Annotated in this window: 30 protein-coding genes; 20 read left to right on the top strand and 10 right to left on the bottom strand. The window is 45.7% G+C overall.

All coding sequences use genetic code 11. The features are described 5' to 3' along the window. Positions 1-22: 22 nt before the first annotated feature. From atpF to A28LD_RS02850, 10 genes are all read left to right on the top strand, one after another. Positions 23-493 (top strand): F0F1 ATP synthase subunit B, encoded by a 471-nt coding sequence (gene atpF, locus A28LD_RS02800; protein WP_007419546.1) that lies wholly within the window; start codon positions 23-25, stop codon positions 491-493. Between the two features lie 17 nt (positions 494-510). Continuing rightward, the gene (gene atpH / locus A28LD_RS02805; RefSeq protein WP_007419547.1) at positions 511-1,044 is read left to right on the top strand and encodes a F0F1 ATP synthase subunit delta; all 534 of its coding nucleotides are present in this window, start codon (positions 511-513) and stop codon (positions 1,042-1,044) included. Positions 1,045-1,058: 14 nt separating this feature from the next. Beyond that, complete coding sequence (gene atpA / locus A28LD_RS02810) at positions 1,059-2,600, top strand: F0F1 ATP synthase subunit alpha (RefSeq protein ID WP_007419548.1); 1,542 nt, start codon at positions 1,059-1,061, stop codon at positions 2,598-2,600. A gap of 55 nt (positions 2,601-2,655) precedes the next feature. Further along, a complete protein-coding gene (gene atpG, locus A28LD_RS02815; RefSeq protein ID WP_007419549.1) occupies positions 2,656-3,516 on the top strand; it encodes a F0F1 ATP synthase subunit gamma in 861 nt (286 codons plus the stop codon). Between the two features lie 42 nt (positions 3,517-3,558). Beyond that, complete coding sequence (atpD, locus tag A28LD_RS02820) at positions 3,559-4,944, top strand: F0F1 ATP synthase subunit beta (protein WP_007419550.1); 1,386 nt, start codon at positions 3,559-3,561, stop codon at positions 4,942-4,944. Between the two features lie 18 nt (positions 4,945-4,962). Then, positions 4,963-5,391 (top strand): F0F1 ATP synthase subunit epsilon, encoded by a 429-nt coding sequence (locus A28LD_RS02825; protein ID WP_007419551.1) that lies wholly within the window; start codon positions 4,963-4,965, stop codon positions 5,389-5,391. A 153-nt stretch (positions 5,392-5,544) separates the two neighbouring features. Next, entirely contained in the window at positions 5,545-6,936 is a 1,392-nt protein-coding gene (glmU, locus tag A28LD_RS02835; RefSeq protein WP_007419552.1) for a bifunctional UDP-N-acetylglucosamine diphosphorylase/glucosamine-1-phosphate N-acetyltransferase GlmU, read from the top strand. Between the two features lie 2 nt (positions 6,937-6,938). Further along, positions 6,939-8,768, top strand: a complete 1,830-nt coding sequence (gene glmS, locus A28LD_RS02840; RefSeq protein WP_007419553.1) for a glutamine--fructose-6-phosphate transaminase (isomerizing) — start codon at positions 6,939-6,941, stop codon at positions 8,766-8,768. A gap of 1,179 nt (positions 8,769-9,947) precedes the next feature. Further along, positions 9,948-10,697, top strand: coding sequence for a hypothetical protein (locus A28LD_RS02845; RefSeq protein ID WP_007419554.1), 750 nt, complete (start codon positions 9,948-9,950; stop codon positions 10,695-10,697). Positions 10,698-11,135: 438 nt separating this feature from the next. After that, positions 11,136-11,828, top strand: a complete 693-nt coding sequence (locus A28LD_RS02850) for a hypothetical protein (protein WP_007419555.1) — start codon at positions 11,136-11,138, stop codon at positions 11,826-11,828. Between the two features lie 166 nt (positions 11,829-11,994). Here the strand turns inward: A28LD_RS02850 and A28LD_RS02855 are convergent, their stop codons facing one another. After that, positions 11,995-12,351: a hypothetical protein gene (locus A28LD_RS02855; protein WP_007419556.1), complete on the bottom strand. Its 357-nt coding sequence runs from the start codon at positions 12,349-12,351 to the stop codon at positions 11,995-11,997. A 316-nt stretch (positions 12,352-12,667) separates the two neighbouring features. Between A28LD_RS02855 and A28LD_RS02860 the strand changes: the two genes are divergently transcribed. From A28LD_RS02860 to A28LD_RS02870, 3 genes are all read left to right on the top strand, one after another. Further along, the gene (locus tag A28LD_RS02860) at positions 12,668-12,862 is read left to right on the top strand and encodes a hypothetical protein (RefSeq protein WP_040486898.1); all 195 of its coding nucleotides are present in this window, start codon (positions 12,668-12,670) and stop codon (positions 12,860-12,862) included. 31 nt (positions 12,863-12,893) lie between these two features. Then, positions 12,894-13,166: a hypothetical protein gene (locus A28LD_RS02865; RefSeq protein WP_007419557.1), complete on the top strand. Its 273-nt coding sequence runs from the start codon at positions 12,894-12,896 to the stop codon at positions 13,164-13,166. A 99-nt stretch (positions 13,167-13,265) separates the two neighbouring features. Beyond that, on the top strand, positions 13,266-13,901 hold the full coding sequence (locus tag A28LD_RS02870) for an SOUL family heme-binding protein (RefSeq protein ID WP_007419558.1): 636 nt from the start codon (positions 13,266-13,268) through the stop codon (positions 13,899-13,901). Positions 13,902-13,994: 93 nt separating this feature from the next. On the opposite strand, the gene yghU is transcribed toward A28LD_RS02870, so the two are convergent. Next, positions 13,995-14,858, bottom strand: a complete 864-nt coding sequence (gene yghU, locus A28LD_RS02875) for a glutathione-dependent disulfide-bond oxidoreductase (RefSeq protein WP_007419559.1) — start codon at positions 14,856-14,858, stop codon at positions 13,995-13,997. Between the two features lie 155 nt (positions 14,859-15,013). Here yghU and A28LD_RS12355 point away from each other — a divergent pair, with 155 nt between their 5' ends. Both A28LD_RS12355 and A28LD_RS02880 read left to right on the top strand, forming a co-directional pair. Further along, positions 15,014-15,265: a hypothetical protein gene (locus tag A28LD_RS12355; protein ID WP_083824765.1), complete on the top strand. Its 252-nt coding sequence runs from the start codon at positions 15,014-15,016 to the stop codon at positions 15,263-15,265. 112 nt (positions 15,266-15,377) lie between these two features. Further along, positions 15,378-15,794, top strand: coding sequence for a hypothetical protein (locus A28LD_RS02880; RefSeq protein WP_007419561.1), 417 nt, complete (start codon positions 15,378-15,380; stop codon positions 15,792-15,794). Positions 15,795-15,801: 7 nt separating this feature from the next. On the opposite strand, the gene A28LD_RS02885 is transcribed toward A28LD_RS02880, so the two are convergent. After that, positions 15,802-16,782, bottom strand: a complete 981-nt coding sequence (locus tag A28LD_RS02885; RefSeq protein ID WP_139043500.1) for a hypothetical protein — start codon at positions 16,780-16,782, stop codon at positions 15,802-15,804. 196 nt (positions 16,783-16,978) lie between these two features. On the opposite strand from A28LD_RS02885, the gene A28LD_RS02890 reads away from it, so the two are divergent. Beyond that, complete coding sequence (locus A28LD_RS02890) at positions 16,979-17,359, top strand: rhodanese-like domain-containing protein (protein ID WP_007419563.1); 381 nt, start codon at positions 16,979-16,981, stop codon at positions 17,357-17,359. A gap of 8 nt (positions 17,360-17,367) precedes the next feature. On the opposite strand, the gene A28LD_RS02895 is transcribed toward A28LD_RS02890, so the two are convergent. The 3 genes from A28LD_RS02895 to A28LD_RS02905 all read right to left on the bottom strand — a co-directional run bounded on the left by A28LD_RS02895 (position 17,368) and on the right by A28LD_RS02905 (position 20,090). Continuing rightward, positions 17,368-17,949, bottom strand: coding sequence for an NADPH-dependent FMN reductase (locus tag A28LD_RS02895; protein WP_007419564.1), 582 nt, complete (start codon positions 17,947-17,949; stop codon positions 17,368-17,370). 76 nt (positions 17,950-18,025) lie between these two features. Beyond that, the gene (locus tag A28LD_RS02900; RefSeq protein WP_007419565.1) at positions 18,026-18,958 is read right to left on the bottom strand and encodes a pirin family protein; all 933 of its coding nucleotides are present in this window, start codon (positions 18,956-18,958) and stop codon (positions 18,026-18,028) included. A gap of 4 nt (positions 18,959-18,962) precedes the next feature. Next, positions 18,963-20,090 carry an AI-2E family transporter gene (locus A28LD_RS02905; protein WP_007419566.1) on the bottom strand — a complete coding sequence of 376 codons (1,128 nt, stop codon included), beginning with the start codon at positions 20,088-20,090 and terminating at the stop codon, positions 18,963-18,965. A gap of 233 nt (positions 20,091-20,323) precedes the next feature. On the opposite strand from A28LD_RS02905, the gene A28LD_RS02910 reads away from it, so the two are divergent. Further along, positions 20,324-20,812, top strand: coding sequence for a hypothetical protein (locus A28LD_RS02910; RefSeq protein WP_139043501.1), 489 nt, complete (start codon positions 20,324-20,326; stop codon positions 20,810-20,812). A 9-nt stretch (positions 20,813-20,821) separates the two neighbouring features. After that, positions 20,822-21,130 (top strand): helix-turn-helix transcriptional regulator, encoded by a 309-nt coding sequence (locus A28LD_RS02915; protein ID WP_007419568.1) that lies wholly within the window; start codon positions 20,822-20,824, stop codon positions 21,128-21,130. A 50-nt stretch (positions 21,131-21,180) separates the two neighbouring features. Here A28LD_RS02915 and A28LD_RS02920 read toward each other — a convergent pair whose 3' ends face one another. Beyond that, complete coding sequence (locus A28LD_RS02920) at positions 21,181-22,128, bottom strand: DMT family transporter (protein ID WP_007419569.1); 948 nt, start codon at positions 22,126-22,128, stop codon at positions 21,181-21,183. Between the two features lie 31 nt (positions 22,129-22,159). Further along, the gene (locus tag A28LD_RS02925; RefSeq protein ID WP_007419570.1) at positions 22,160-22,747 is read right to left on the bottom strand and encodes a glutathione S-transferase family protein; all 588 of its coding nucleotides are present in this window, start codon (positions 22,745-22,747) and stop codon (positions 22,160-22,162) included. Positions 22,748-22,962: 215 nt separating this feature from the next. Between A28LD_RS02925 and A28LD_RS02930 the strand changes: the two genes are divergently transcribed. Further along, on the top strand, positions 22,963-23,514 hold the full coding sequence (locus A28LD_RS02930) for a phosphatase PAP2 family protein (protein ID WP_007419571.1): 552 nt from the start codon (positions 22,963-22,965) through the stop codon (positions 23,512-23,514). A gap of 75 nt (positions 23,515-23,589) precedes the next feature. Next, a complete protein-coding gene (locus A28LD_RS02935; RefSeq protein WP_007419572.1) occupies positions 23,590-24,633 on the top strand; it encodes a glycosyltransferase family protein in 1,044 nt (347 codons plus the stop codon). A 5-nt stretch (positions 24,634-24,638) separates the two neighbouring features. On the opposite strand, the gene A28LD_RS02940 is transcribed toward A28LD_RS02935, so the two are convergent. Both A28LD_RS02940 and A28LD_RS02945 read right to left on the bottom strand, forming a co-directional pair. Then, complete coding sequence (locus tag A28LD_RS02940) at positions 24,639-25,139, bottom strand: NUDIX hydrolase (RefSeq protein ID WP_007419573.1); 501 nt, start codon at positions 25,137-25,139, stop codon at positions 24,639-24,641. Next, positions 25,139-26,110, bottom strand: a complete 972-nt coding sequence (locus A28LD_RS02945; RefSeq protein WP_007419574.1) for a hypothetical protein — start codon at positions 26,108-26,110, stop codon at positions 25,139-25,141. Before A28LD_RS02945 ends, A28LD_RS02940 begins: the two co-directional genes overlap by 1 nt. Positions 26,111-26,263: the final 153 nt, after the last annotated feature.

Genomic DNA, 26,263 nt, shown 5'->3' on the forward strand with positions numbered 1-26,263 from the left:
ACCAACTTAGAGGAGATCCGTTGTGGATATCAACGCAACTCTACTAGGCCTTTTGATCGCGTTCGTGGTTTTCGTACTTTTCTGTATGAAGTACGTGTGGCCACCTCTGATTAATGCTATCGAAGAACGTCAGCAGAAAATTGCTTCCGGTCTAGAGGCATCAGAGCTCGCAGAGAAAGATCTAGAGCAAGCGCGCTCGCAAGCCGATGAAGAGTTAAAAGCCGCGAAAATTAAAGCAGCTGAACTTATCGACCAAGCCAAGAAACGGGCTACTCAATTGGTTGAAGAAGAAACTCAACGTGGGCATGCAGAGCGTGAGAAAATTATCGCTTCTGGTCATACCGAAGTGGAAACTGAGCGTAACCGCGTTCGTGAAGAGCTTCGTAAGCAACTAGCCATCTTAGCGATTGCTGGTGCCGAGAAAATTCTTGAGCGGGAAATCGACGCGCAGAAGCAAAGCGACATTGTTGAAAAACTTGTCGCTGAATTGTAATCAAGGGGGTTGAGCACATGTCCGAATTTACTACGGTTGCTCGCCCCTATGCTAAAGCAGCTTTTAATTTTGCTGTTGAGCAGGGTGCGATTCAGAACTGGCACGAAATGTTGGAGTTTGCTGCTGCGGTAGCAACTCAAGAGGACATCCGCACTTTTCTGAAAAGTGCTAACAGCCGCGAACACGTAACTACAGTATTTGTTGGTGTTTGTGGTGAACAGCTCAATGAGAATGGCCAAAACCTTATTAAGGTAATGGCAGATAACGAACGCTTATCGGCGCTTCCTGAAGTAGCTCGGCTTTTTGCTGAGTTACGTGCAGAGCACGAAAAAGAGATAACGGTAGAAGTTACTTCTGCTGTAGCTCTAAACGATGCTGAAAAGGCAAAGTTAAGCGCAACGTTGGAAAAACGTCTCGCACGTAAAATTAAGCTCAATTGCAGTGTAGACCCGTCTGTTGTGGGCGGTCTGTTGATTCAAGCCGGTGATCTGGTTATCGACGGAACACTGAAGAGCAAGCTTTCACGGCTTGCACAATCACTGCAATCATAATCGGGGACGAGAGCATGCAACTGAATTCAAATGAAATTGCTGAACTTATCAAGAAACGAATTGAGAAGTTCGAAGTTGTTAGTGAAGCTCGTAATGAAGGTACTATTACCTCTGTAACAGACGGCATCATCCGGGTAACTGGTTTGGCTGATTGTATGCAGGGCGAAATGATCGAGCTACCTGGCAATCGCTTTGCTATCGCATTGAACCTTGAGCGCGACTCAGTAGGTGCGGTAGTTATGGGTCCTTACGAGGACTTACAAGAAGGCACTAAAGTTAAATCTACCGGACGTATTTTGGAAGTACCTGTTGGCCGCGCCCTTTTAGGCCGTGTTGTTAACACGCTAGGTATGCCAATAGACGGTAAAGGCGCAATCGACGCTGATGGCTATGAGCCAGTAGAGAAAATTGCACCAGGCGTAATTGAACGCCAATCAGTTGATCAACCAGTTCAAACTGGTTACAAATCAATTGATGCTATGATCCCAATCGGCCGTGGCCAGCGTGAGCTAGTTATCGGTGATCGCCAAACTGGTAAAACAGCAATGGCGATTGATGCGATCATCAATCAAAAAAATACCGGCATTAAATGTGTGTATGTAGCTATCGGTCAGAAAGCTTCTACCATTGCGAACGTAGTTCGTAAATTAGAAGAACATGATGCGCTTGCTCATACCATCATTGTTGCGGCATCTGCTTCAGAATCTGCGGCGTTACAGTACTTATCAGCATACGCTGGTTGTACTATGGGTGAATACTTCCGCGATCGCGGTGAAGATGCGCTTATCGTATATGATGATCTTTCTAAGCAAGCAGTTGCTTATCGCCAGATCTCATTGTTGCTTCGTCGTCCGCCAGGCCGTGAAGCGTTCCCTGGTGACGTTTTCTATTTGCACTCGCGCTTACTAGAGCGTGCTGCTCGCGTAAACGCTGATTACGTAGAGAAGTTCACCAACGGTGAAGTGAAAGGCAAAACCGGTTCACTAACCGCATTGCCAATCATTGAAACCCAAGCTGGTGACGTTTCTGCTTTCGTACCAACCAACGTAATCTCGATTACTGATGGTCAGATCTTCCTTGAAACTGATTTGTTTAACGCGGGTATTCGCCCAGCGGTTAACGCAGGTATCTCAGTATCTCGGGTAGGTGGTGCAGCGCAAACTAAAATCATCAAGAAACTTGGTGGTGGTATCCGTTTAGCATTGGCTCAGTATCGTGAATTGGCAGCATTTGCTCAGTTCGCATCTGATCTCGATGAAGCTACGCGCTCGCAGTTAGAGCACGGCCAGGCGGTAACCGAGTTAATGAAACAAGATCAATACGCGCCAATGAGTGTTGCGGATATGGGTGTATCTATCTTCGCAGCTGAAAAGGGCTTCTTGAAAGGTGTTGCAATCGATAAGATTCAAGACTTTGAAAAAGCACTGCTTTCTTACTTCAACAGTGAGCATGCAGACCTTATGGCGAAAATTAATGAAACAGGCGACTACAACGGCGATATCGAAGCTGAGCTTAAATCAGGCCTCGAAACGTTTAAATCAACTCAAAGTTGGTAATTCATAGGCCGCAGGTAACTGCGGCCTTCAGTCGTTGTAACGCGGGAGATTAATCATGGCCGTTGGTAAAGAGATTAAAACTCAGATCGGGAGTATTAATAATACTCAGAAGATCACCAGCGCAATGGAGATGGTCGCTGCGTCGAAGATGAAACGGGCGCAGGAACAGATGGCATTAAGCCGTCCGTACGCTGAGTCCATTCGCAAAGTGATCGGCCATATTGCCCAAGGTAACCTCGAATACCGCCATAACTGGTTGGAAGATCGTGAGGTTAAGCGCGTTGGTTACATCATCGTTTCTACCGACCGTGGTTTGTGTGGCGGTTTGAACAGTAACGAATTCCGTAAGGTTGTTCGTGATGTTCAAGAGTGGCAAGAAAAAGATGTTGAAGTCAGCTTCGCTGCTGTGGGCAGTAAAGCGTCAAGCTTTTTTAAACGGTTATCGGGAAGCATTCTGTCTCAATCATCAGGGCTTGGCGATCGGCCTAAAGTTGCTGATGTAATAGGTACAGTTTCTGTCATGCTTAAAGCCTTCGAAGAAGGTGAGCTTGATCGAATCTACTTGGTGTACAACAAGTTTGTAAACACCATGACCCAAGAGCCAGTGATCAACCAATTGTTGCCGTTGCCAAAATCAGAGACTGCCAAGCGCGAACACGCATGGGACTATCTGTATGAACCGGATGCCAAGTCTATTCTGGACACGTTGTTGCGTCGGTTTATTGAAAGCCAGGTGTATCAAGGCGTTGTTGAAAACCTCGCCAGCGAGCAGGCAGCCCGAATGGTCGCTATGAAAGCGGCAACGGATAACGCAGGTGATCTTATTGATGAGCTTCAGTTGGTATACAACAAAGCGCGTCAAGCAGCGATCACTCAAGAGATTTCCGAAATTGTTTCGGGTGCCGGTGCCGTTTAAGGCAACAGGTCAGAAAGATTTTGCAGAGTTAGAGGATAAGTCATGAGTCAAGGTAAGGTCGTCCAAATCATTGGCGCAGTTGTGGATATCGAATTTCCACAAACTGACGTTCCAAAGATCTACGACGCACTCCGCATCGCTGAAGGCGATCTGAAAGGGTTAACCCTGGAAGTTCAGCAACAGCTTGGTGGTGGTGTTGTTCGTACGATTGCACTCGGTACTACCGACGGTTTACGTCGCGGCTTGAGTGTTGAAAATACAGGTGAATCAATAATGGTTCCAGTTGGTAAGGCAACACTAGGGCGTATTATGAACGTTCTTGGTGAGCCTATCGACGAAGCAGGTGATATCGGTGAAGAAGAGCGTATGTCTATTCACCGTGAAGCGCCTTCTTACGAAGACCAATCAAGCTCTGTTGAATTGCTTGAAACCGGTATCAAAGTAATCGATCTAATTTGTCCATTCGCGAAAGGTGGTAAAGTAGGTTTGTTCGGTGGTGCGGGTGTTGGCAAAACAGTTAACATGATGGAGCTCATCCGGAATATCGCAATCGAGCACAGCGGCTACTCAGTATTCGCAGGTGTTGGTGAGCGTACTCGTGAAGGTAACGATTTCTACCACGAGATGAAGGATTCTAACGTACTTGATAAAGTAGCGTTGGTTTACGGCCAGATGAACGAGCCTCCTGGAAACCGTTTACGTGTAGCACTAACGGGCTTAACTATCGCTGAGAAATTCCGTGATGAAGGCCGTGATGTACTATTCTTCGTAGATAACATCTATCGTTATACCCTAGCCGGTACCGAAGTATCAGCACTTCTAGGCCGTATGCCATCAGCAGTAGGTTATCAGCCTACTCTTGCTGAAGAGATGGGTGTACTGCAAGAGCGTATTACTTCAACTAAGAACGGTTCAATTACATCAATTCAAGCGGTATACGTACCTGCGGATGACTTAACCGATCCATCACCAGCAACTACCTTTGCTCACTTAGATGCAACGGTTGTATTGTCGCGTGATATCGCGTCATTGGGTATTTACCCTGCGGTTGATCCATTGGATTCAACATCGCGCCAGTTAGACCCGCAAGTAATTGGTCATGAGCATTATGATACTGCACGTGGTGTACAATCAGTTCTTCAGCGTTACAAAGAATTGAAAGATATCATTGCAATCTTGGGTATGGACGAATTATCTGAAGAAGATAAGCGTGTTGTTGCCCGTGCTCGTAAAATTCAGCGTTTCTTATCACAGCCGTTCTTCGTAGCGGAAGTATTTACCGGTGCGCCTGGTAAGTATGTATCGTTGAAAGATACCATTGCTGGATTTAAAGGCATCCTGGAAGGCGATTACGATAGCTTGCCTGAGCAGGCGTTCTACATGGTTGGTACTATCGACGAAGCGGTCGAGAAAGCCAACAAAATGTAATCGAACGGGAGGTTTGTAATGGCGGTATCCACAGTACATCTGGACGTAGTAAGCGCTGAAGATCGTTTGTTCTCCGGCAATATTCGCTCTATCCAGGTGACAGGTAGTGAGGGTGAGCTTGGTATTTTGCCTGGCCACACTCCATTGCTGACCGCCTTGAAACCTGGCATGGTTCGCGTAGTTACTGAAGAAGGTGAGGAAGAGCTTTTTTACATCGCAGGCGGTGTAATGGAAGTTCAGCCAGAAACCATTACTGTGTTATCAGACACAGCAGTGCGTGGTGGCGATTTGGATGAAGCAGCAACAGAGAAAGCGATCAAAGATGCACGTGAAGCTCTGGCGCATTCTTCTCCAGATTTATCTTACGCTGAAGCAGCTGCCGAACTATCTCGTGCAATTGCCCAGTTGCGAGTATTGCAACAATTGCGGAAACGCAAAGGCAAGTAACAGGTTCGCAAAGGCGATCAACTGATCAGAAAAACCCGGCTTCTGCCGGGTTTTTTATTGCCAGTAAGATGATGATTTAAGCATGATGAAAACACTGATAGAATAACCGCTACATTGATGTAAGAAACCAAATAAATAGCAAGGAAAGGCCAAATGCCCTCACCTGTTCTTAATGTTGTAGTGCTTGCCGCCGGAAAAGGCACAAGAATGCGCTCTAATTTACCGAAGGTGCTGCATCCCGTTGCGCAAAAGCCAATGGTGCAACATGTTCTCGATACCGCTCTGCTGGTTGGTGCGCAGCAGTTACAGCTTGTTTATGGCCACGGGGCCGAACAGCTACAGGCGCACTTGGCTGAATTTTCCGAACAACAAGGTGTTACTTGGGTTGAGCAGGCTGAACAACTAGGCACAGGCCATGCAGTGCAACAAACGATTCCGAATATTAGCGATAACGATACCGTACTTATTCTTTACGGCGATGTACCCCTTACCCGCCCGGAAACCTTACAGAATTTACTTGCTGCCAAAGCGGATAACGCGCTTGCGTTGCTTACGGTTACTTTGCCGGATCCAAGCGGATATGGCCGAATCGTGCGCGATAACCAAGGCAAAATTACCGGCATTGTTGAGCATAAAGATGCCAATGAACACCAGCGCGCAATTACCGAAGTAAATACCGGCATGATGGCCGCCGATGGCAAAGCGCTAAAACGTTGGTTAAGCCAACTTGATAACAACAATGTGCAAGGCGAATATTACCTCACCGATATCGTTGCAATGGCCGCTTCCGAAGGCGTGCATATTGCCAGCAGCCAGCCCACTGAAATCGCTGAAGTTGAAGGCGCAAATAACCGAGTGCAATTAGCCGCCCTCGAACGCGCTTATCAGCAACGTAAAGCAGAAGAATTAATGATTGCTGGTGCTACCCTGCTCGATCCAGCCCGCATTGATGTGCGCGGCAATGTGAGTGTAGGTGAAGATGTAGTAATCGATATAAACGTGGTGCTTGAAGGCAATGTGAGCATTGGCGATGGCGCGGTAATTGAACCGAATTGTGTGATTCGTGATAGCCAAATTGGCGCCGGTGCGCGCATTAAAGCAAATTCCGTATTAGAAGGCGCGCGGGTAGGTGAAAATGCCCAAGTTGGGCCGTTTGCGCGGTTACGCCCTGGCACTGAACTTGCTAAAGGTGCCGCAGTTGGGAACTTTGTAGAAATCAAAAAATCATATCTTGGCGAAGGCGCGAAAGCTGGCCACTTAAGTTATATCGGCGATACCAGTGTAGGTGCAAATGCCAATATTGGCGCGGGCACCATTACTTGTAATTACGATGGTGTGAATAAGCACAAAACAGAAATTGGTGCGGGTGCATTTATCGGTTCAAACAGCTCACTGGTAGCGCCAGTTAGCATTGGCGAGAATGCCACCACAGGTGCAGGCTCAGTGGTTACCGTAAACGTTGCTGATGGCGAACTTGCCGTTGGCCGAGCAAAACAACGAAATATATCAGGTTGGAAACGCCCAACCAAAAAGGGAGTAGAATAAGCATGTGTGGAATCGTTGGAGCAACAGCGGAGCGCCGCGTAGCGGGTATTTTATTAGAAGGGTTACGGCGCTTAGAGTACCGTGGTTATGATTCTGCAGGAATGGCCTTATTAAACGATAGCGGCCTGCATCAAGTGCGCCGCGTAGGTAAAGTACAAGCACTTGCCGATGCGTTGGAAGAAACCGGCATTAACGGATTTAGCGGTATTGCGCACACACGCTGGGCTACCCACGGTGGCGTTACCGAAGCCAATGCGCACCCGCATTTTTCCAATGGTACTTTGGCGGTTGTGCACAATGGCATTATTGAAAACCATGAAGAGTTACGCAAAAAGCTACAAGATTTAGGCTATGTGTTCACCTCCCAAACTGATACCGAAGTGATTTGCCATCTGATGCACCATGAGCTTAAGCAAGGCGCTAGCTTATTAGCAGCTCTACAAGCAACGGTGAAGCAACTCGATGGAGCTTATGGCACCGTGGTTATGGATAAACGCAACCCAGGTGAATTAGTGGTGGCAAGATCAGGTAGCCCATTAGTGATTGGCCTTGGTATTGGCGAAAACTTTATTGCCTCAGATCAACTTGCGCTACTGCCAGTAACGCGAAACTTTATTTACCTCGAAGAAGGTGATGTTGCCGCGATAGATCGTGATTCTGTGCGCATATTTGATAGTGCGGGCGAGCCGGTAGAGCGAGAACAAGTAACCTCAGATCTGCAATACGATGCAGGCGGTAAAGGTGAATATCGCCATTACATGCTAAAAGAAATTCATGAGCAGCCGATTTCTGTACGCAATACCTTGGAAGGCCGCGTTACCGCCGATCAGGTATTGGTTGAAGCCTTTGGTGAAAATGCTGCAGAAATTTTTAAAGATATTCGCCACGTTCAAATTATTGCTTGTGGAACCAGTTATCACGCGGGAATGGTGGCGCGTTATTGGTTGGAAGAATATGCCGGTGTTTCGTGTAACGTAGAAATTGCCTCAGAGTTTCGTTACCGCAAATCGCACGTATTCCCTGGCAGTTTATTGCTAACTATTTCGCAATCAGGTGAAACTGCCGATACCTTGGCGGCATTGCGCTTAGCGAAAACGTTGGGTTATCGCTCAAGCCTAACTATTTGTAATGTGGCCACATCATCAATGGTGCGCGAATCTGATTTAGCATTCCAAACCCGTGCGGGTGCAGAGATTGGCGTGGCGTCCACCAAGGCGTTCACTACACAGCTCGTGGGCCTACTTATGCTAGTAGCTGCGTTAGGCCGCTACAATGGCATGGATAAAGCGGTAGAAGCGCGTATTGCCCATGCGTTGGCTACATTGCCAACCAAGCTTGAGCAAGCGTTGAAAATAACCGATGAAATTGAAGAGTTGGCAGAAGAATTTGCCGATAAAGATCATAGTTTGTTCCTTGGCCGTGGCGATCAATATCCAATCGCAATGGAAGGCGCGTTAAAGCTAAAAGAAATCAGCTATATTCATGCCGAAGCATACGCCGCGGGTGAATTGAAACATGGCCCATTAGCGTTGATTGATGCGGAAATGCCAGTAATTGTTGTGGCTCCGAATAACGAGCTACTCGAGAAACTGAAATCAAACGTAGAAGAAGTGCGGGCACGCGGCGGTATTATGTATGTATTCGCCGATAAAGATGCCCACTTCAAAAGCGATGAAACTATGCGCGTAATCAACCTCGATCACGTAGATGCCATCGTAGCGCCCATCGTATACACCCTGCCGCTCCAGCTATTGAGCTACTACGTTGCCATAATCAAAGGCACCGATGTGGATCAGCCGCGGAACTTGGCAAAGAGCGTTACAGTGGAATGATATGAAAGGGCCGCAAGGCCATTTTTGTGGGCGAACATTAAAGATCTTAACAAACATTAAAGTCTTTAAAATTACATTAAACTTATAAAATTGTTGCTCACTGCTTCATATTCCGCAGAACGGGTTGGTTAACTGGTCAACCCGTTCTTAATCGCCCAATACTAATTTTCAATAACCTCGATACCTTTCCCTTCTACAGCACCTTTAAGGGATAGAGTTGCTGAAAAGCGTTTGAAAAAGCCAAAAAACTCGCCGAGTGATAGTTCGAGTTCTATATGTCTAGCTTCTATTTGCTGTTGCTTGCTTATATCTGAAGGTTCATTTACGTAGAAAGAAACATAAATGTTTTTGTCAAAAGACGGCTTGTCGATTTCTGGAATTGACCTTTCCCCTGAAATAACACCACATTTTCAATGGGATTTCAGTTTTTATGCCACCTGTTTTGCGTACTCAGCTGGCGGTAAATAATTCAGTGAACTGTGAGGTCTTTCCTTTATCGAGAAGGAAAAAATTCAGCTGACAGATAACAGTTAAAGTATGAAATTTAATGTCTTGAGCTATTTATTAGTAATATCACCGACAATGTAAAAGTGAGACTCTATTAATTATAAGATTACCAGAGTAAGTCAGTGGCGACTCAGTTTTGTGTCCCAAAGAACACATGGAATCGATTGTCAATCACCACAATAAGTGCTAACAAGGTACTTTGAACGAATTATACTGTATGTACTACAAGCAGGTGCTTTAAGAGCATCAATGCTGGAGAATCATGTTACTAAGTAAATATCAGTGACATCTTTCAATTCAAGCGTTTTCGGAACTGATGGAGGAGTTACCTCAAATAATTAAAATACCACTTTGTTCGTTAGTATCTGAGTTTAAATACATTGCTCAGGAATTATATATAGATCATCAAATCCATTAAATTATTACATCTTTTATTAGATATCCTTGCGGGATTTCCTCAAAGAACCTCATCAGCTACCGGACCGCATTTTTCACATTAAGGTACCAATAGCTAAAAAATGTCTACGAGCTATCGGGCTTCTCAGTTTGCCTTGTTAACTTTACAAGTTGTTAATTTTTTCGAAGTACGTTATAAATTTATTAACATTACTAAGTCGAGTAACGTTTATCCAGAATTTGGATATTGAACCAAAGCTCAAAAGGAATTTATCAATGCTTAAATCGACAGTAAGATTGGTCTCACTCGCAATTTTTTCATGCTTTATTAGCTTTAACGGGATAGCTGAGACTGAGCCAACAGGAATAAACCCAATTTATGAAGTAGTGCGGTCTTCCGGGCATGTCCTAAGAATGGACAGCACTGAATTGAATAGCTCTATTCTCACTATACACAGATATCAAGCTGGGATTCTCACTCTTCCCGAATTGGATGCTTTATCTGATAAACAAATTTTAAGGGAAATTGATTTTTATGCTAAACCCTATTCAGAGATGACCGATCAATCCATGATGATTACATGGAAGCGGTACGAAATGGAGACAGCGATGCTGGCCAACGAAGCCAATGTCGACTTAGCCAAATTTGCACCTTTCTATCGATCGTTTAATAGAACCATGCACCTTGGTAAAAGGCTTCTAGATAATCAATTGTCTCTGCGTAACGCAAATTCGTCTAGTTCATATTCCACGTTTAGTTATAGCTTTAACGATAATGAAGTAGAATGCAACGCCTCATGTCAGGCTCTCCGAGATGAGGATGTGGAAAGCAATAGAGCTCTATTTGATATTCTGAATGATATGCTCACGTGGGAAAATGCTAATGGCTCACAACCGTATGGTTCAACCGTGCGTATTGTTGATAGTGTAAGTGGTAATTCAGTAGAAGTGGAAAAATATTTAGGTTCTTTTACCTGGGGTCCTGTTGGAGAGGTAAACAACTGTGGGGCTGCGGCTTGTATATGATTACTGCTTAATTATGTAATCGTGAACTAGGGCTCAAGTTTGAGAGTGTAATTTTGCTGGAATCTTTCGACATACCCACAATTGAGCCCTTTTCATCTCACCAAACAATAATTTTATCCAACTTTTGGTCAAGACAAAAACTCACTAGTTGTGAGATACAGAAATGTTAAATCACAGAATAAAGTAATACTAAAGGCCTTTCTTGATAGCTGTCTTACGCTGTATCTAAAAGTGGTTCTGCATCGATTCTATTCTCTTTTTTCGCAATATTTAGAGCAATGTAGCGTTGACTTAGGGCCTCCTGTGGAAGTTACGGATAGCATGGGCGGATGGTGGGCTGAGGTGGAGAGAGGACGAAGAGAAATCGAAGTCTAACAGCTACACTTTAAGAGCGATTAAGTAGTTCGCTCTCTATTTCATTTATTGTTTGGGACGGTCATGAATACAAAACATCTTTCTATCATCGGCATAATGCTATTTGTAGCTGCGCTAGTATATTTTGCTTTCGGCAAATCAGGGCAATTGACAAACGTCGATAGTGATTCCACCTACGGATCTGGAAGTACACAATCTCAGCAAGGTAGGTCGGATAACATCATCGATACAAACGGTCAACATGCGGAGAATACAATTAATTCGATCAGTGGCGCAGAACAAGATTCCGATTTGGCCTACACGGATTCTTCAGTCGACAGTCCAGCGCAGGCGGTAATTAGTGACCAAATAGAGGTTGAATTTGCACGATTATCTCTCCCGCAAGGTTTAAGCAGTAAAACAGCAGAGAGATTTATGACGAGTCGAGAATTCGATAAACTTTTTGAATTCGCAAGAGAAATTGAGAGGAATTCTGATTCGCATGAAATCGAAGCGAAATATCAAGATATATTCAAAGAGTCTGAGCAGTTAAATCAAAACGATGTGTATTTGGAAGACTTTACGTGTAACAACCGGGTGTGTTTTGCTAAGTTAGGATACCATAACAGGGATGATATCGAGCTTTTTATGAACGATGTGTTCTTTAGTGAGGGCCGGGGTGCTGTAGGGGTAATCGCACGGGCTGTAAGCATAGATGGCGTAAAGCAAATGCGTATAATCTTCGATTATACCAATGGGTCGCTCATCTTAGATTAGGCTTTATCGTTACAGAAATGCAGCTGCAACCTCTAAAATGAAGAGTTTAAAAGTCTGATACTCTCTCGGTGAGATCTGGTAAGGCTTAAATCCCGTGTGCACTTTATAGGCTTGTTTATGCTCCCAAAGGGAGCGGGGTTTTAACTATAAACGATGTCGATAAATCTCAGGCTGTACCACTAGGAGTTAGGGAAAAGCTGCGGGGACTATCTTTTGTGAAGTATCTAACGGCACTAACGAAACCATTGATTCGATCTTCAGTAGTAGTGGGTATTCCGTTCACTCGCATTACGACGGAGGACCTATGCAACTCCATGTCGTGGTTCTCTTGTGCGGCGGTTGAAGTTGCTAATTCGGTGGCATCAAACGAGATGTGATAATTACCGTTTGTATCCACAGAAAGCTGAATTACTTCATCGCTATGAGAATTAGTATCTTCATTTAAAGTAAACGCATTCGTTGTGAAAGGCGATGCTGCTAACCCAAAGGCTAGGATAAGAGAGTTGATACTTGCTAACTTCATGTCATCTTCCTTGTTTTTTATATGTTTGTAGTCCTTTAATTATTTAAATCACTTTTTCTCTACGAGTACAAGGTAAAAAATTAATCTATCGTTACGAATTATCGTCGGCCTTCAGTGCCAAATCTTGGCATTAAACAATCAATGGTTTACTCAGCGCTTAGTATGACACTTTATTACTACCCGGCACTTTTTGTGGCATAGTAATAAAATCTCATACTAAAAACCCCTTTCTCGATCTGCCCTCGAGCTTGATGCTCAGAATAATGAGCACTGACCATTCGGTGATAGGCTAACGAATGAATACTTAGCGCAGTTAATGGAAGTGGATGTTTTTAGAAGAATCACGGAGTTAGCGTGGTACACATATGATGAATTGGTGGAGAAAAAAGACCGATTCCCGATTTACATAAAAGATATTATGGAAACCCTCGGTGGTAAGGATAGCGAAGAATTTTTCATTTCTCTTCTAAGTCATTGCTCAAGTGCCGATGTTGAAAAGAGAGTTCAATAAATCAAAATAAATTACTCAGGACGTTATTAGTATGAAGCTTTATTCTTACGCCAAAGGGCTTTTGTTTTTAGTAACCATTGGCGTTGCTGTTACGTTGTTTTTCGCGCTGTTCTTTTGGCTACCCTCATATCTGCTAATACTCGGTATTTTAAAGCTGGTGAACTGGCTTATCATCGATGTTAACTTCGCCTCGCTTGGAATAAAAATATTCCTGCACGGCACCGCGTTTATCTTAATGCTGCTGTTTTTTGCACTCGCCGCTCTCGATTCGGTGCTGAGCGGCGATGTGAATATTAAGCGTTAATATAATCTTGTATCTCCATACACTTCCTACGCAATAACCGGTCTAATTTGTGCCTTAATACGTAATAACATGATTATTATTCACATTGAGGCATAGCTTGTGAAAAAACTTTCGTTATTTAGTATTTTGGCTGCTCTAATCGTGTGTAATTCGGGGGTGGCGATGGCTACAGAAGAACCGAAATATGATGTCCTTGATCGGCACGGCAATATCGAATTGCGCTTATATCAGCCGATGCTAGTTGCGGAAACGTGGGTAGATGGCTCTATGAATGAAGCTTCTGGCAGAGGCTTCCGGGTGCTGGCTGATTTTATTTTTGGTAATAATAGAGCGGCTACGGGCGTTGGCCAAGAAATAGCCATGACGGCACCGGTAACTATGCAACCTCCCGCAGAAGAAATAGCCATGACTTCGCCGGTAACGATGGAACAGAAAGATAACCGCTGGCGAGTGCACTTTGTTATGCCGAGCGAATACACATATGAAACACTGCCGAAGCCAAACAACCCGCAAGTAAATATTCGACAAGTTCCTGCCACAAACTACGCTGTAGTATCGTTTTCAGGCCTTGCCGGAGAGAGTAAAACTGCACAAATTGCTGCGGAATTAATCACTTGGATGGAAGCCAATGGGCTAACCCCGATAGCAAGCCCGCATGTGGCTCGGTATGACCCGCCATGGCGCTTACCATTTATGCGCCGCAATGAAGTAATGGTAGCTTACCAACCGGATTGAAGTGACACGGGTTTAGTGATTGCGCAATAACTTCCCATGCTGGGTTAGATATTGCGCATAATAATTGGAAACAACCCTATAAGCTTATTGGCGTTACGCTAACTTATCCTCGGTGCGTAGCTCAAAATCACTGGCATCGTGGCGTTCATGTAACTGCTCGTGTGCTTCACCCCAAGCGCGGTTCACTATGCGGCCGCGCTTTACTGCTGGGCGTGCGGCAATTTCATCGGCCCAACGCAGCACATTTTTATAGGTGTGCGCTTCAATAAATTCCGCCGCTTCATACACTTCGTTCTTAACTAAGGCGCCATACCAAGGCCAAATGGCCATATCGGCGATGGTGTATTCGTTACCAGCGATAAAACGGTTATTGGCTAACTGTTTATCGAGCACATCTAACTGGCGCTTAACTTCCATGGTGTATCGATCAATTGCGTATTCAAACTTTTCTGGAGCGTAGGCGTAGAAATGGCCAAAACCGCCCCCTAACAAGGGCGCGCTGCCCATTTGCCAGAATAACCAATTCATACACTCTGTGCGTTGAGCAGGTGCTGCTGGAATAAACTTACCGAATTTCTCGGCCAAATAAAGCAAGATTGAACCCGATTCAAATAAGCGTGTTGGTGGCGTGGTGGTGTTATCGAGTAGCGCTGGAATTTTAGAATTTGGGTTTACTTCAACAAAGCCAGAGCTAAATTGCTCGCCGTCCATAATGTTTACCAACCAGGCATCGTATTCAGCTTCACTAAAACCAGCCTCGAGCAGCTCCTCGAGCAGAATCGTTACTTTCACTCCATTCGGGGTAGCGAGTGAATAGAGTTGAAACGGATGCTTACCCTGCTGTAAATCTTCTTCAAACGTAGCGCCGGCAATGGGGCGGTTAATATTGGCGAACTTACCACCGCTTTCTTGGTTCCACTGCCATACTTTTTGGGGGGTGTAGGGCTTATTCGGCATAGTGAACCTCGCTTATGTTAAACTAAAAACAATCATTACATAGTTCGTTATATAGTTCATTACATAGCTCACTACGTAACTCACTACGTAACGAGCTATGTAACTCACTACGTAAGCAACCATTACGCACCTTTTGGGAAATTAGTTGTATTTGTATGGCAAAACCACGGAAAAAACTACCCGCTCGCGCTGTGGACATCTTTTGCGCCAACTGCAAAACCAAACTATTCAAATATCGTAAGGGTGGGAAAGGCGCGCTCATTAAATGCTTTGTTGAACGCATCACTGAAGATTTCACAACAACACCCTGCCATTGTCCCCATTGTGAACAAGAATTTGCTCGCGAAACCATGATTCGAGGCACCCCCGCGTACAAAATTATCGGTGGTAAAGTTACCCATAAGTAAGCAACATTTAGAAACAAAAAATTCGTGGCATTAGTATGGTTAGCGAGGTTTAATAGCGGCCGAAAATAATAGCGTACCTGCTCGATTGATGTTGCTGTAGAGGTAAAACAGTATGATTAGCCGCATAAAAAGATTCCCGCGCCGTTACCGTGCTCTCGTATTATTACTTTTAGTTATCCTTACCTACCTTTTGCTCGGTAGCGAAATGCTGCGCTATTTAGGTATGTGGACACTGATCCTCTTTTTGTTATTTCCAGAAATGATGAGCCACAAAATACCTGCCGATAAAACCAAAGATATGCTGGGCTTACTCTCCCGCGAAGAAGATCGGCTGCGAGTGGGTATGGAGCAGGTAGCTATCAGCATAGTTAGAAAAGTAGCGATTGATGAATACGATAATCGCTACGGTATCATTTCATTCCCCTATACCAACAAAATCAGCGCCAGCTATTACTTTCCTATTGAACAGCTTCCGGCAGTGTGTGCTTGGTTTAAAGAAAATGCACCAGAGCTAGAGATAGTTCGTTAACGTTTAATCAGAGTGGAAGCGCCATTAGTCTATTTCTATAGTTTGAGTTGTGGCGTTCGAGAAGCGCATTCATTTCGTTCATCGCGGTTTCGGGATCAATATCGAATAGCTCTACAGCAAGCGCAAGCGGTGTGTTGCCTGCTTCGAGCTGAGCGCGCCAATCATAATCATCAGGCGAATACTCGTTTAATATGTCTACAAGAAAAGCGCCCGTAGCGTAAGCCGACGTGCGAACATGGTTGCTGTTTTCAAATCGAGCCTGAAAATGGCGAAGAAAATCGCCCAGCTGGTTACGAGAATGTTCAGCGTAAGCGGCCTGAATACCAACCCAATGCGCGGTACCCTCAAGATGCTCGAAACTCGCCAATAACTCGCCAATTTCGGGGGCTATGGCATGCTGAAACGCAACTCGAAAGGTAAGCCAATCTCTCACCAGCTCTTCACCCTGCTCTGCATGCGCTTTTTGCGCTAAAGAAAACTGAAAGCGCAGCAAACCTCGAACCGTAGGCTCACTAAAGTAACTGGGCTCTAAAAATGAAGAGGCATGTAAATTATTAAAATGCAGGCTTTGATAACCATGAAATGCTTCGTGCAGCAACGTATCTATTACCTCGCTGTTCAAATCATGAATGCGCACGGCAGTAGCTAATTGATTATTAGGTAATGGGTAATTAATAAAGTATGCAAAGTCGGTAGTATTCGGTAGGCGCTCGGTATAGTAGTAATAATTGCTATGCTTAGCCTCGTAGCCGGGAAGCGGTTCATCGGTGGTAAACAGCAACGTTTCACCAACAGTATTGAATACTATGAAGGGCTGATTTTCCGGCCAAAAGCCCGGCCATATTTGCGCCAGCCACGGCGATTTACTCCGAATTTTTTCCGCTTCTTGGCGCAGCTCTTCCGCTTGCTTGGGCAGTTCAACGGCGAATAGAGAACCATGAAATAAAAGCATAGCGGCCGCTAAAGAGGAAAATAGGATTGATTTCAAAGCGAGGCCCCAAAAGTTAATGGCAACGAGTTATAAAGCTTAATGTAGCTTGGGTTTTCGAACACTTCATGTAGGAAATTGTAAGGAAATGTATGCGCAATGTTTACGCAAAGGACATAATGCACCCTTCCATTAACAGTTGCTAATATAACTGAGTACGTTATGCTTTCAGTAACGGAACAAACGAGGTATGACAATGAAAAACGCATTAGATTTAGTGGCGGAAGCTAAAAGTAAAATCAATGAAGTATCGGTAACCGATGCGCCAAGCGAGATACAAAAAGCAGATGTGTTGATTGATGTGCGCGAGCCGGATGAATTTCGCGCTGGGCATATTGCTGGGGCAATAAATATTCCGCGCGGTATGCTTGAATTTAAACTGAGTGGAACGCCGGAGCTGCAAGATCGCGATAAACATATTGTGCTGTATTGCAAAACGAGTGGCCGCGGTGCTTTATCTACAGTGGCGCTTCAGGATATGGGATACATAAAGGTAAGCTCAATCGCAGGTGGCTTAGATGCGTGGATAGAGGCTGGCAAGCCCACAGTAAAAGCAGACCTGCCAGATTTTGGTTAAGTAGAACATTAGAAATCGATAACTTGCTGCACAACGCTCTTGATTTGTTTAATGTGCGCATCTTCTTTTAATGCGCCATTATCATCGAAGGCCTCGTGGGCTTTCCCAAGTGCAAACTGCGCTGGCGCCACCCACAGGCTTAGTTTTGCCAGTTCATCGCGTAGCTGCAGCAATGAGCGTAAGCCGCCTAATGCGCCCGGTGAAGCGGAAACAATACCCACCACTTTGCCTTTAAATAGTTCAATACCAGAATCACCACTGGCTTGCTCACGGGTGAGCCAATCAAGGGTGTTTTTTACCAGCGCAGGAACGGCACCGTTGTATTCCGGTGTGCTGATTAGCAAGCCATCGTGGCGCGCTAGAATGTTTTGTAGCTCACGTACTTTCGCAGGCATACCTTCTTCTTCAATATCGCCATTGTAGATTGGCAATGGAAAATCATTTAAATCAAGTAAGGTAACTTCCGCGCCAGCCTTCTCGGCTTCTTTTACAACACAGGTAATGAGCTTCTTGTTGAACGAACCGGCTCTTAGGCTGCCAGCAAAGGCTAAAAGCTTTTTGGGTTGTTTATTCGAATGCTTATCTGCCATGAATTACTCCTTCGGTTACTTAAAACGAATGCTGTTCTGATCTACGCAAAGCGTGTGGTTATTGTTCATAATTTGATTAGCGCCAAGGCACCTCCGGCCCGAGCATACGCGGTGCATTGGGGGTTTCTATACCCCCAAAACGTTCAGCTTCAGCGTGCCAATCTTGTTGCGCTTTGCTGATGTATTCTTTGCTGTGGCCCACGTAGTTCCACCAAATAGTAACGTTTTCCGCAAAGGGTTCCCCACCGATGAGGAGTATCCGTGAGCCTTTTTTGGCATTAAGCGTAAGATTGGTGTAGCCGCAACACAGAACGCAAAGCTCATCTTGCTCATAGTATTGATCACCAAGTTCAAAGCCACCTTCGAGCGCCAGCACGCCATATTCAAAGCCACGTTCCAGCTCTAAAGTTAAGCTCGCATTCTCAATAAATTGAAAATCTACCCCTACGATCGGCGAGAAGCATAGAGTTGGCGCTTCATGCCCTGCATAGGTGCCAATCAAAACGGTGCCAGACACCGATTTCTGGGTGAAGGTTGGGAGGTTTGGGTAGTGATCAAAGCGTGGGGCAATATCGGCCTTATCTTCCGGCAGGGCTATCCAAAGTTGCGCGGCGTGTAATTCTCGCGCTTCCCCTTTGGTAAACTGAGAAGATTCGGTGTGGCTAATGCCGTGGCCGGCCGTCATTAAATTTACTTGCCCCGGCTTTATGATTTGCTCTGAGCCTACGCTATCGCGGTGCAATATTGTTCCGGCCAACATCCAAGTAAAGGTTTGCAAGCAGGTATGGGGGTGCGGCCCTACTTGCATACCAGCAGAATCTTCGCTGAATTGCACCGGCCCTGCATGATCGAGAAAACACCAGGGGCCTATCATGCGTTGTGCTTTCGTGGGCAACGCACGGGTTACCGGAATACCGCCTACATCTGATATACGCGATTGAATTCGCTTACTTTTGCTTGCCGCTCCGGTGGTTGTGTAGCTTTGATTATCGTTTTCATGATTGCTCATAACGTTAACCTTCTTGTGCTTGTTTCTTTGCTTTAGGGCTATGTGGCGATAGTTGCTCGGATTTCGAGAGCACTTTGTAAACGCCCTGCATACTTGGAATATGGCTCACGATTACCATGATCACCGTCATCAACGGTACCGCAATAAACACACCTATGGGGCCCCATAACCAACCCCAAAAGAATATGGAGACAAAAATAATCACCGGGTTTACCGCTAAGCGCATGCCATGGATATAAGGTTCAAGGAAGAAGCCCACCAAGGTGCTAATAATCATGAAGCTTGCAGGCACGATGGCAATCATCCAAAGCTCATCGAAGCTCGCTACCGAAACAATAGTGAGCATGGTAAAGGCAATCATTACGCCAAGGTATGGAATAAAGCGCGTAAGCGCCACTACAACACCCCACACAAACGGAGTGGGCAAGCCCACCAACCAAGCAATTAAACCAATAGCGGCACCGATTGCCGTATTGGTGAGGGTAATTACACCCAAGTAGCGCGCTATTTGTTCTTGGCCGCTGCGAACAATGCGCATCATAATCGCCTTTTTGCGGCGCGATAGTTGCGCAGCTAGGTTTAGCAGCATGCGATCGCCACTGACAAGCAGAAAATAGGTGAGCGCCAATGCCAAAGTTACACCGGCAATCGTTTGATAGGCCCCTTCCGCTAACTGGCTGCGCCAAGATTCCGTTTGCAACACAACCGTTTGCGTTGTTTCTCCCTCCTCGTCGCCCATTTCTCTATTTAACTGTTCTTCTAACTGCTTGGCGGTGCTGGTGAGTTGTTCGATACGTTGCTGAACTTCGCTTTCGCCGACAAAGAGCTCTGATACCGTAGCCGGGGCACGCTCAGCCCATTGCAGTATGGGCCCGCTCATGGCCGCGCCAATACCAATAATGCCGCCAATCAGGCCAAGCAATAAAACTAATGCAGAAATGGCTTTAGGAATTCCGAACCGCTTAAACATACCTTCAACTGCGGGCGAAAATAACAAGGTTACCAATAGCGCCAAAACGATAGGTAAAACCACTTCATGCGCCAGATAAAAGGTATATAAAATGGCAAGAATAAATAGGCCATATATCGGTGTTGAAAGGTCGGCAATATTGCTTTTTCGTTCCTTACTCATGCAATGGCTCCATTCATATATGAGCGAATTCGGTAATATATAAACTATAGAGCATTGAAAACCTCGGTAAAGCCTTTATTTTAGACGCTTTTAGCGCGTGGCGGCTTTCTGGCATATGCCAGTTTGCTGCCTGGCAGGTGTTTGTCGGCGTATTTTGCGCGATATAGCGTTGTAATGGGTGCATGGTGATTGGCACCAGAAACAACTTGAATATCGTTAAATTTATGGAGAACATGATGAACACTAATGATAAACACAATGCTGAACAGCAAAATACGCAAAAGGAAACCCGCATAATGCCAGGTAGTTCATTTGAATTACGTAAAGGAGGCAACTTCTACTTTGATGTAAACGGGTGTCAAGTGCGCGTTTGGTTTGCCAGTTTTTCAGGCAAGCAAGAAGTTTACGTTGAGGATACCTTAGTTTCGAGTAGTCGATCTTGGCGCAAGATGGTTACTCATAATTTTGAAGTTGCAGGCCAGCCTTATAAATTGCTCGTTGGTATTCATAATTGGAGTGATGCTTCTAAAGGATTTTATCTCGCTGAGCTTTATCATAATGAAAAATTAATTGATAAAGATGAAATATTGATGTTTGAGGATGCAAGGAACGGAGCACCGTTTAGTTGGCGTAAATTTGCGATTGGCATTGCTCCTTGGCTCATCGGTGGGTTCATTTTTGGTTTTTTCACAACCAAGTTTATTTTTTCTCTATTTTCGTGAGGAGGCACCATGATTATTGATGCTTCCAAAATTCGTGAAGCCCGCCTTGCTAAAGGCTGGACCCAGCAACAATTAGGTGATGTAAGTACACTGAGCTTGCGCACGATTCAGCGCATCGAAAGCCAGGGGCAAGGCTCTATGGAAACTTGTAATGCATTATGTGCTGTTCTGGAATTAGAACGTGCCGAGGTAATGGTTGCTTCCCGAGCCCAAGGGAATGTGAAGAGCTCGATAAAGGTGTGGGTGATTACAGGAACTTTGTTGGGCGGCTTCCTTGCTGGCGTAGTGTTCACCCTAATCATTACTTATTTTTCGTAAGCTTTTACTCGCACCTAGTAGAGAGCTCTTTGGCAAAAAAACATGGGCTATCATTTTCGCTTGCTAAACACACCAGAACCAATGCGTGGCCGCGGTTCGCCGGCCACTGTAGTTCGGCGCCGCCATTGTTGCACCAGCAAGCCAAAGATAATCAGGAGTAAGCCGAAAATAGTGGCGGGGTAAATGGTTTCGCCGATAATAAAGGCCAGCAGCATTAGCGAAATAAACGGTGAAATAAAGATAAGGTTGCTGATCTTCGCGGTGTTGGTGGCTAGCTTCATGGCATTAAGCCACAACACAAAAGTAAGGCCCATTTCGAATAGCCCCACGTAAGTTACTGCGGCCCAGCCCTGCCAGGGAATACCACTCCAATCGGTGAAAATAAAGCTGGCGCCCAGCGAAAATGGCAGCGAAACCAAAAAGCAGATTAACAGCGTAAGCACCGCATCGGTTTGATGGCGGGTGTTTAGAATCCAGTAGCCAGCCCATAAGAATGTAGAGATCAGTGCAAGCGCTACCCCTGGGCCGCTCGTGAACTCCAGCGCCAGCAAATTGCCTTGAGTTGCTATCACTAACACCCCTAAATAACCAAATGCGCAGGCTACCCAATCACGCTTGCGAATTTTTTGCCCAAGAAATATCGCCGCCATTAACGTGAGCGCAATAGCCCACGTGTAATTCAGGGGCTGGGCTTGCGAGGCGGGTAGCAAGGTATAGGCTTGAAACAATACCAAGTAATACACTAAGGGGTTAAGCAGGCCGAGGCACAGATAATACAGCGGGTATTTTTTAAGTTCGGGTAGTATTTCTGGCAAACGCCCTTGGTAGAGCATTACCGCAAATAAAAACAGAAAGGAAACACAGCTCGCCGCCGCCACCATTTGGAGTGGGGTGAGATATTGCAGAGTGATTTTGAATGCGCTGGCCACGGTAGACCAAAGCAATACCGCCGCAAGTGCATACCCTAGTGCTTTTTTATCGTTTTGTGCGTTCGCCATTACCCGCTCTTTGGTTCCGAAAGCGGCTTGCTTAAGCCGCTGGTGGCGCAGTTGCAATAAACGAAGGTTGTTTCGCGGCTTCGGCCAAAAACTTCAATAGGTTCGGATAGCCGGAGAAATCGAGGCGGTTCCGATAAATAGCCCAATCTAAAAAGCACGCTAAACGAATATGGCCATCATCCCACTGAATTTCAGAAGGCCAGTGCCGCGCTTCTAACGTTTTTAATGTGCTTTGAATGCGCGCTGCTTGCCGCTGTAGATATGAATTAGAATTGCTACTCAAACCTTCGCGCTCAAGCAAAAATAAATTAATTGCGGTATCTAAGCAGGTGTTGGCCAAGCAATAGAGCTCTAGATTATCGGTATCGGCAAAAACCGGCTGCCCGGCTTTATCGCGTAAGTGCTTTAAAATCGAGGTGGAATCGGTAAGTTGTACATCGCCATCTTGTAAAAAAGGCACGCGCTGCGCTGGTGATTTAGCTGCACTTTGGGCGTAATCGGTTTCTACAAATTCGAAATCTAGGCCGGTTTCTTCGAGCACTACGCGAAGATGGCGCACGAACGGAGAGGTAAAACTGCCGAATAATTGCATTGGCACTGCTTTTGGCGTGGTAGTCATTTGAGCTTCCTTAATCAGAGGGTATTCAGTTAGATCTGAAACTAGGCAAAGGCCCGTTTGTACAAGGCCTGCATCATGCCACTTCCGCAAGCTTCTCAGCAAGTATTTCTGGATCCATAGAGTGTTGAATAATTAACCGAATCATCACCCCGCTGTAACAAAAGTGTCATTGTATGCGCCTACACTTCATTCACGTTCGCTAATGAGGAAAGCTAATGAAATGGCTTATGCAACTACCCTTGCAACTACAGCGCGTTGATGAAATTTCGTTCTTCTGGCTTAGTCGGCATTTACGCCGCCCATCGGGGGGCTCTTTAGCGCGCTGGATTTCGAAAAGTGGCGATGGCTATGGCTACCTGATCTTCTGCCTTTTAGCGTTTGCCGTGGGTGATGCCGATGCCGGCACGCTATTAGCCCTACTCTTATTAGCTTTTTTAATTGAATTGCCGGTTTACTGGTTATTAAAAAACACCTTGCGCAGAACGCGGCCTTACGAGCGTTCAGCGAAGTTTACCTCATTGATCAAAGCCAGTGATAAGTTCAGTTTTCCTTCTGGCCACACCACCGCAGCTTTTATGTTCGCCAGCCTCTGCGCCACGCTAATGCCAAGCCTAACATTACTCGTGTTTGCTTGGGCCAGCTTAATTGGCCTTTCACGAATTGCCCTTGGTGTGCATTACCCCACCGATATTCTTGCGGGTGCTGCATTGGGCTCAGGCCTTGCTTCACTAACGCTTATTGTGGCAACTGGCTGGTTAATTGGATGATTAACGGCCGCGCATTTAGCAGAACTAACGGTTTGAAATAAAGTTTATGGCTCCGTATTCAATAGAGATACAGATATGAAAATTTTAGTTGGCGTTCAAGGTACAGGAAATGGCCACATTAGCCGTTGCCATGCATTATCCGAAGCTTTTTCTGCGCACCCTGAAGTTGAGGTTGATTATTTAGTATCAGGCCGGGCGCGTGAAAAGCTTTTTGATATGGATGCATTTGGTGATTTCCAATGGCGCCAAGGCTTAAGTTTTCAGGTGCGCGAAGGCAGAATTTCGGTTCTCGATACCTTGAGCCAAAATCCATGGGGCCAGTTCTGGCAAGATGTGCGCGATCTCGATTTAAGCAGCTACGATTTGGTGGTAACTGATTTTGAACCGGTTACCGCGTGGGCTGCTCGTCGGCAAGGTGTGCGTTGTATTGGCCTTGGCCGGCAATATGCCTTCTTCAAGCAAACTTCGGCATTACCTACGAATATTTTGCAACGCGCGATGATGCGCCAGTTTGCGCCGTGCGATACCGTGGTTGGTATGCACTGGGAAGATATTGGCACGCACGTATTACCACCGTTGATTCACCACGCACCAAATGCAGAGCCGACGCTGGCACGAGAAATCTTGGTGTATTTACCATTTGAACCACTCGATCAAGTGTTGGCGTTATTGCAAGATTTCCCTGAATACCAGTTTTCGGTTTATCACCCGGAAACAAGCCGCGCCGATCTCGGCCATATTCAGTGTTACCCGCCCTCTCGAAAAGGCTTCGCGGAATCTTTTGCGCGTGCCGAGGGCGTAATCGCCAATGCCGGTTTTGAAACAAGTAGTGAGGCGCTTGCTTACGGCAAAAAACTGCTAGTAAAACCCCTTTCAGGGCAATTCGAACAGCTCGCCAATGCGCACTGTTTGGAACATCGCCAACTCGCTTCAGTAATGGAATCACTGAATGCCAACTACGTAGAAAGTTGGCTCGAAAACGCATTAGCGGTGCGCATGGATTGGCCCGATGTTGGCCCAGAGCTTGCTACTTGGTTGGCTAATGGCGCGAAAGAATCGGTACTTAGCCTGCATGAACGCCTTTGGCAAAGCAGCCAAAGAATCGCGCTCTCGGCTTAGGGTTACTAGTAATGGCTCGCTAGCATCAGCGCAGCGAGTGTGATGCCGCAGCTTAAGCGGCCGTTGGCGATATAGTGGGCGAGCTGTTTTGGGCTTGCCAGTTCAACTTTAGATACTTCGTTAAAATCGCTAGCTGCAGAGGTATGCTGAATGGGCTGGGTGTTCGCTGGTAAATGGCAGCGAAACACATTCACATTGGTAGTGAGTATCGCAGTGTTTGGCTTTACTACGCCGAGGAATTCAAGTTCACTGGCTTGATATCCGGTTTCTTCAAAGAGTTCCCGTGCGGCGGCTTCTACCGCTTTTTCTCCGGGCTCACCATATCCGCGAGGCGCTTCTAATAGCTCGGCTCCATGGGCTGCCCGTGGCACTTCAACGAGCACCAAATCGTCACCTACATAACAAAGTATCATAGCCCCGTTATCTGAGTTTTTTTCCTGTACATAGTGCCATTGCCCATCTTGCTCCACTTGGAACCAAGGGTTTTCGTATACTGTTTTTTTCATTATTTTTTAATTTCCAAACCAATGTAGTTCCGCATTTTCGGGTATAGCCCAAACCAATTCTTGCGAGTAGCAAAATCGTAGCCACGATCGGTAGCCTGAGTTTCGGCATAATCGATTCCTGATTCCACCAAAAACTTTAGCACTTCACCCGCGCCTAATGCAGAAACAAACTGAAATAACTTATAGGGAATCGCTAATAGTGAAAGCTCGCGTTGTAGCCCTTTTATTGAAAGCCCAACATCTAAAAGCCTGTGAGGAATCTGGGTAAGGTGTTTAATTTGATCTTGTAAAAAGCCTTCGCCAGAACTAATAAATAACGAATGATAAGCCGGATCTATTACTTCGAGGCGGAAACGTGCCGAGGCATCGATCGTATAGCGAGTTTGCTCAGCAAAATAAGATTGGGTGAAGTGATACCATTCAGAGCGGCTCACTACATCGCGCGCTGCATGCAAAAACAACTGGCGTTCGCCATCGCTTTGAAAGAAATGGTTAAACACATCAGCATCATCTAAGCGTAGGGTTATTTCTTGCTGCAAACTGGTGGGCATTAACTGCACGCTTTCGTAACTTGGATTGAGCGCTGTAAGCACTTGCTGAGTTTGATTCAAACGTGCAATCAGCGCCCGCGCTTGTACTCCGGTAAGCTGCTCTTTGCTAGGTGAGCCATCAATACTGGATACAATATAACTGCCGGGCAAAGCCTCGAAATAATCGTTCAGGGTAATATCTTGCTCAAGATTAAAACCGCGCAATACCAGCCTGCCGCGGCCTTCTTCATTGAGATACTTGAGCACATTGGCTTTGGCCAAGGTATCGCTAATATCGCGGTTATCGAGCACGGTGTTAGGCGATAGCACCACGCCATTTGCGAGTGTGAGGCCAAGTAAGAATCGCTTATGGAGCTCTTCAGAGGTGAGCGCACGTACCGAATCGCAATTCGATAAAAACATTTTTTCTTTTAGTAACATAAATGCAGCTCCAGGATAGATACTGCATCCTAACCAACAGCCTATATTCCGGCAAGCACCGAATGCGCTTTGTTTGCCTCTGGGATGTGAATAAACATGTTTTCTGGATTTCAGGAGCTCTTGGTTTCAGGTAATAAAAAGCCGGAGCAACAT

Source organism: Idiomarina sp. A28L, assembly GCF_000218785.1.
Classification (GTDB): Bacteria; Pseudomonadota; Gammaproteobacteria; order Enterobacterales; family Alteromonadaceae; genus Aliidiomarina.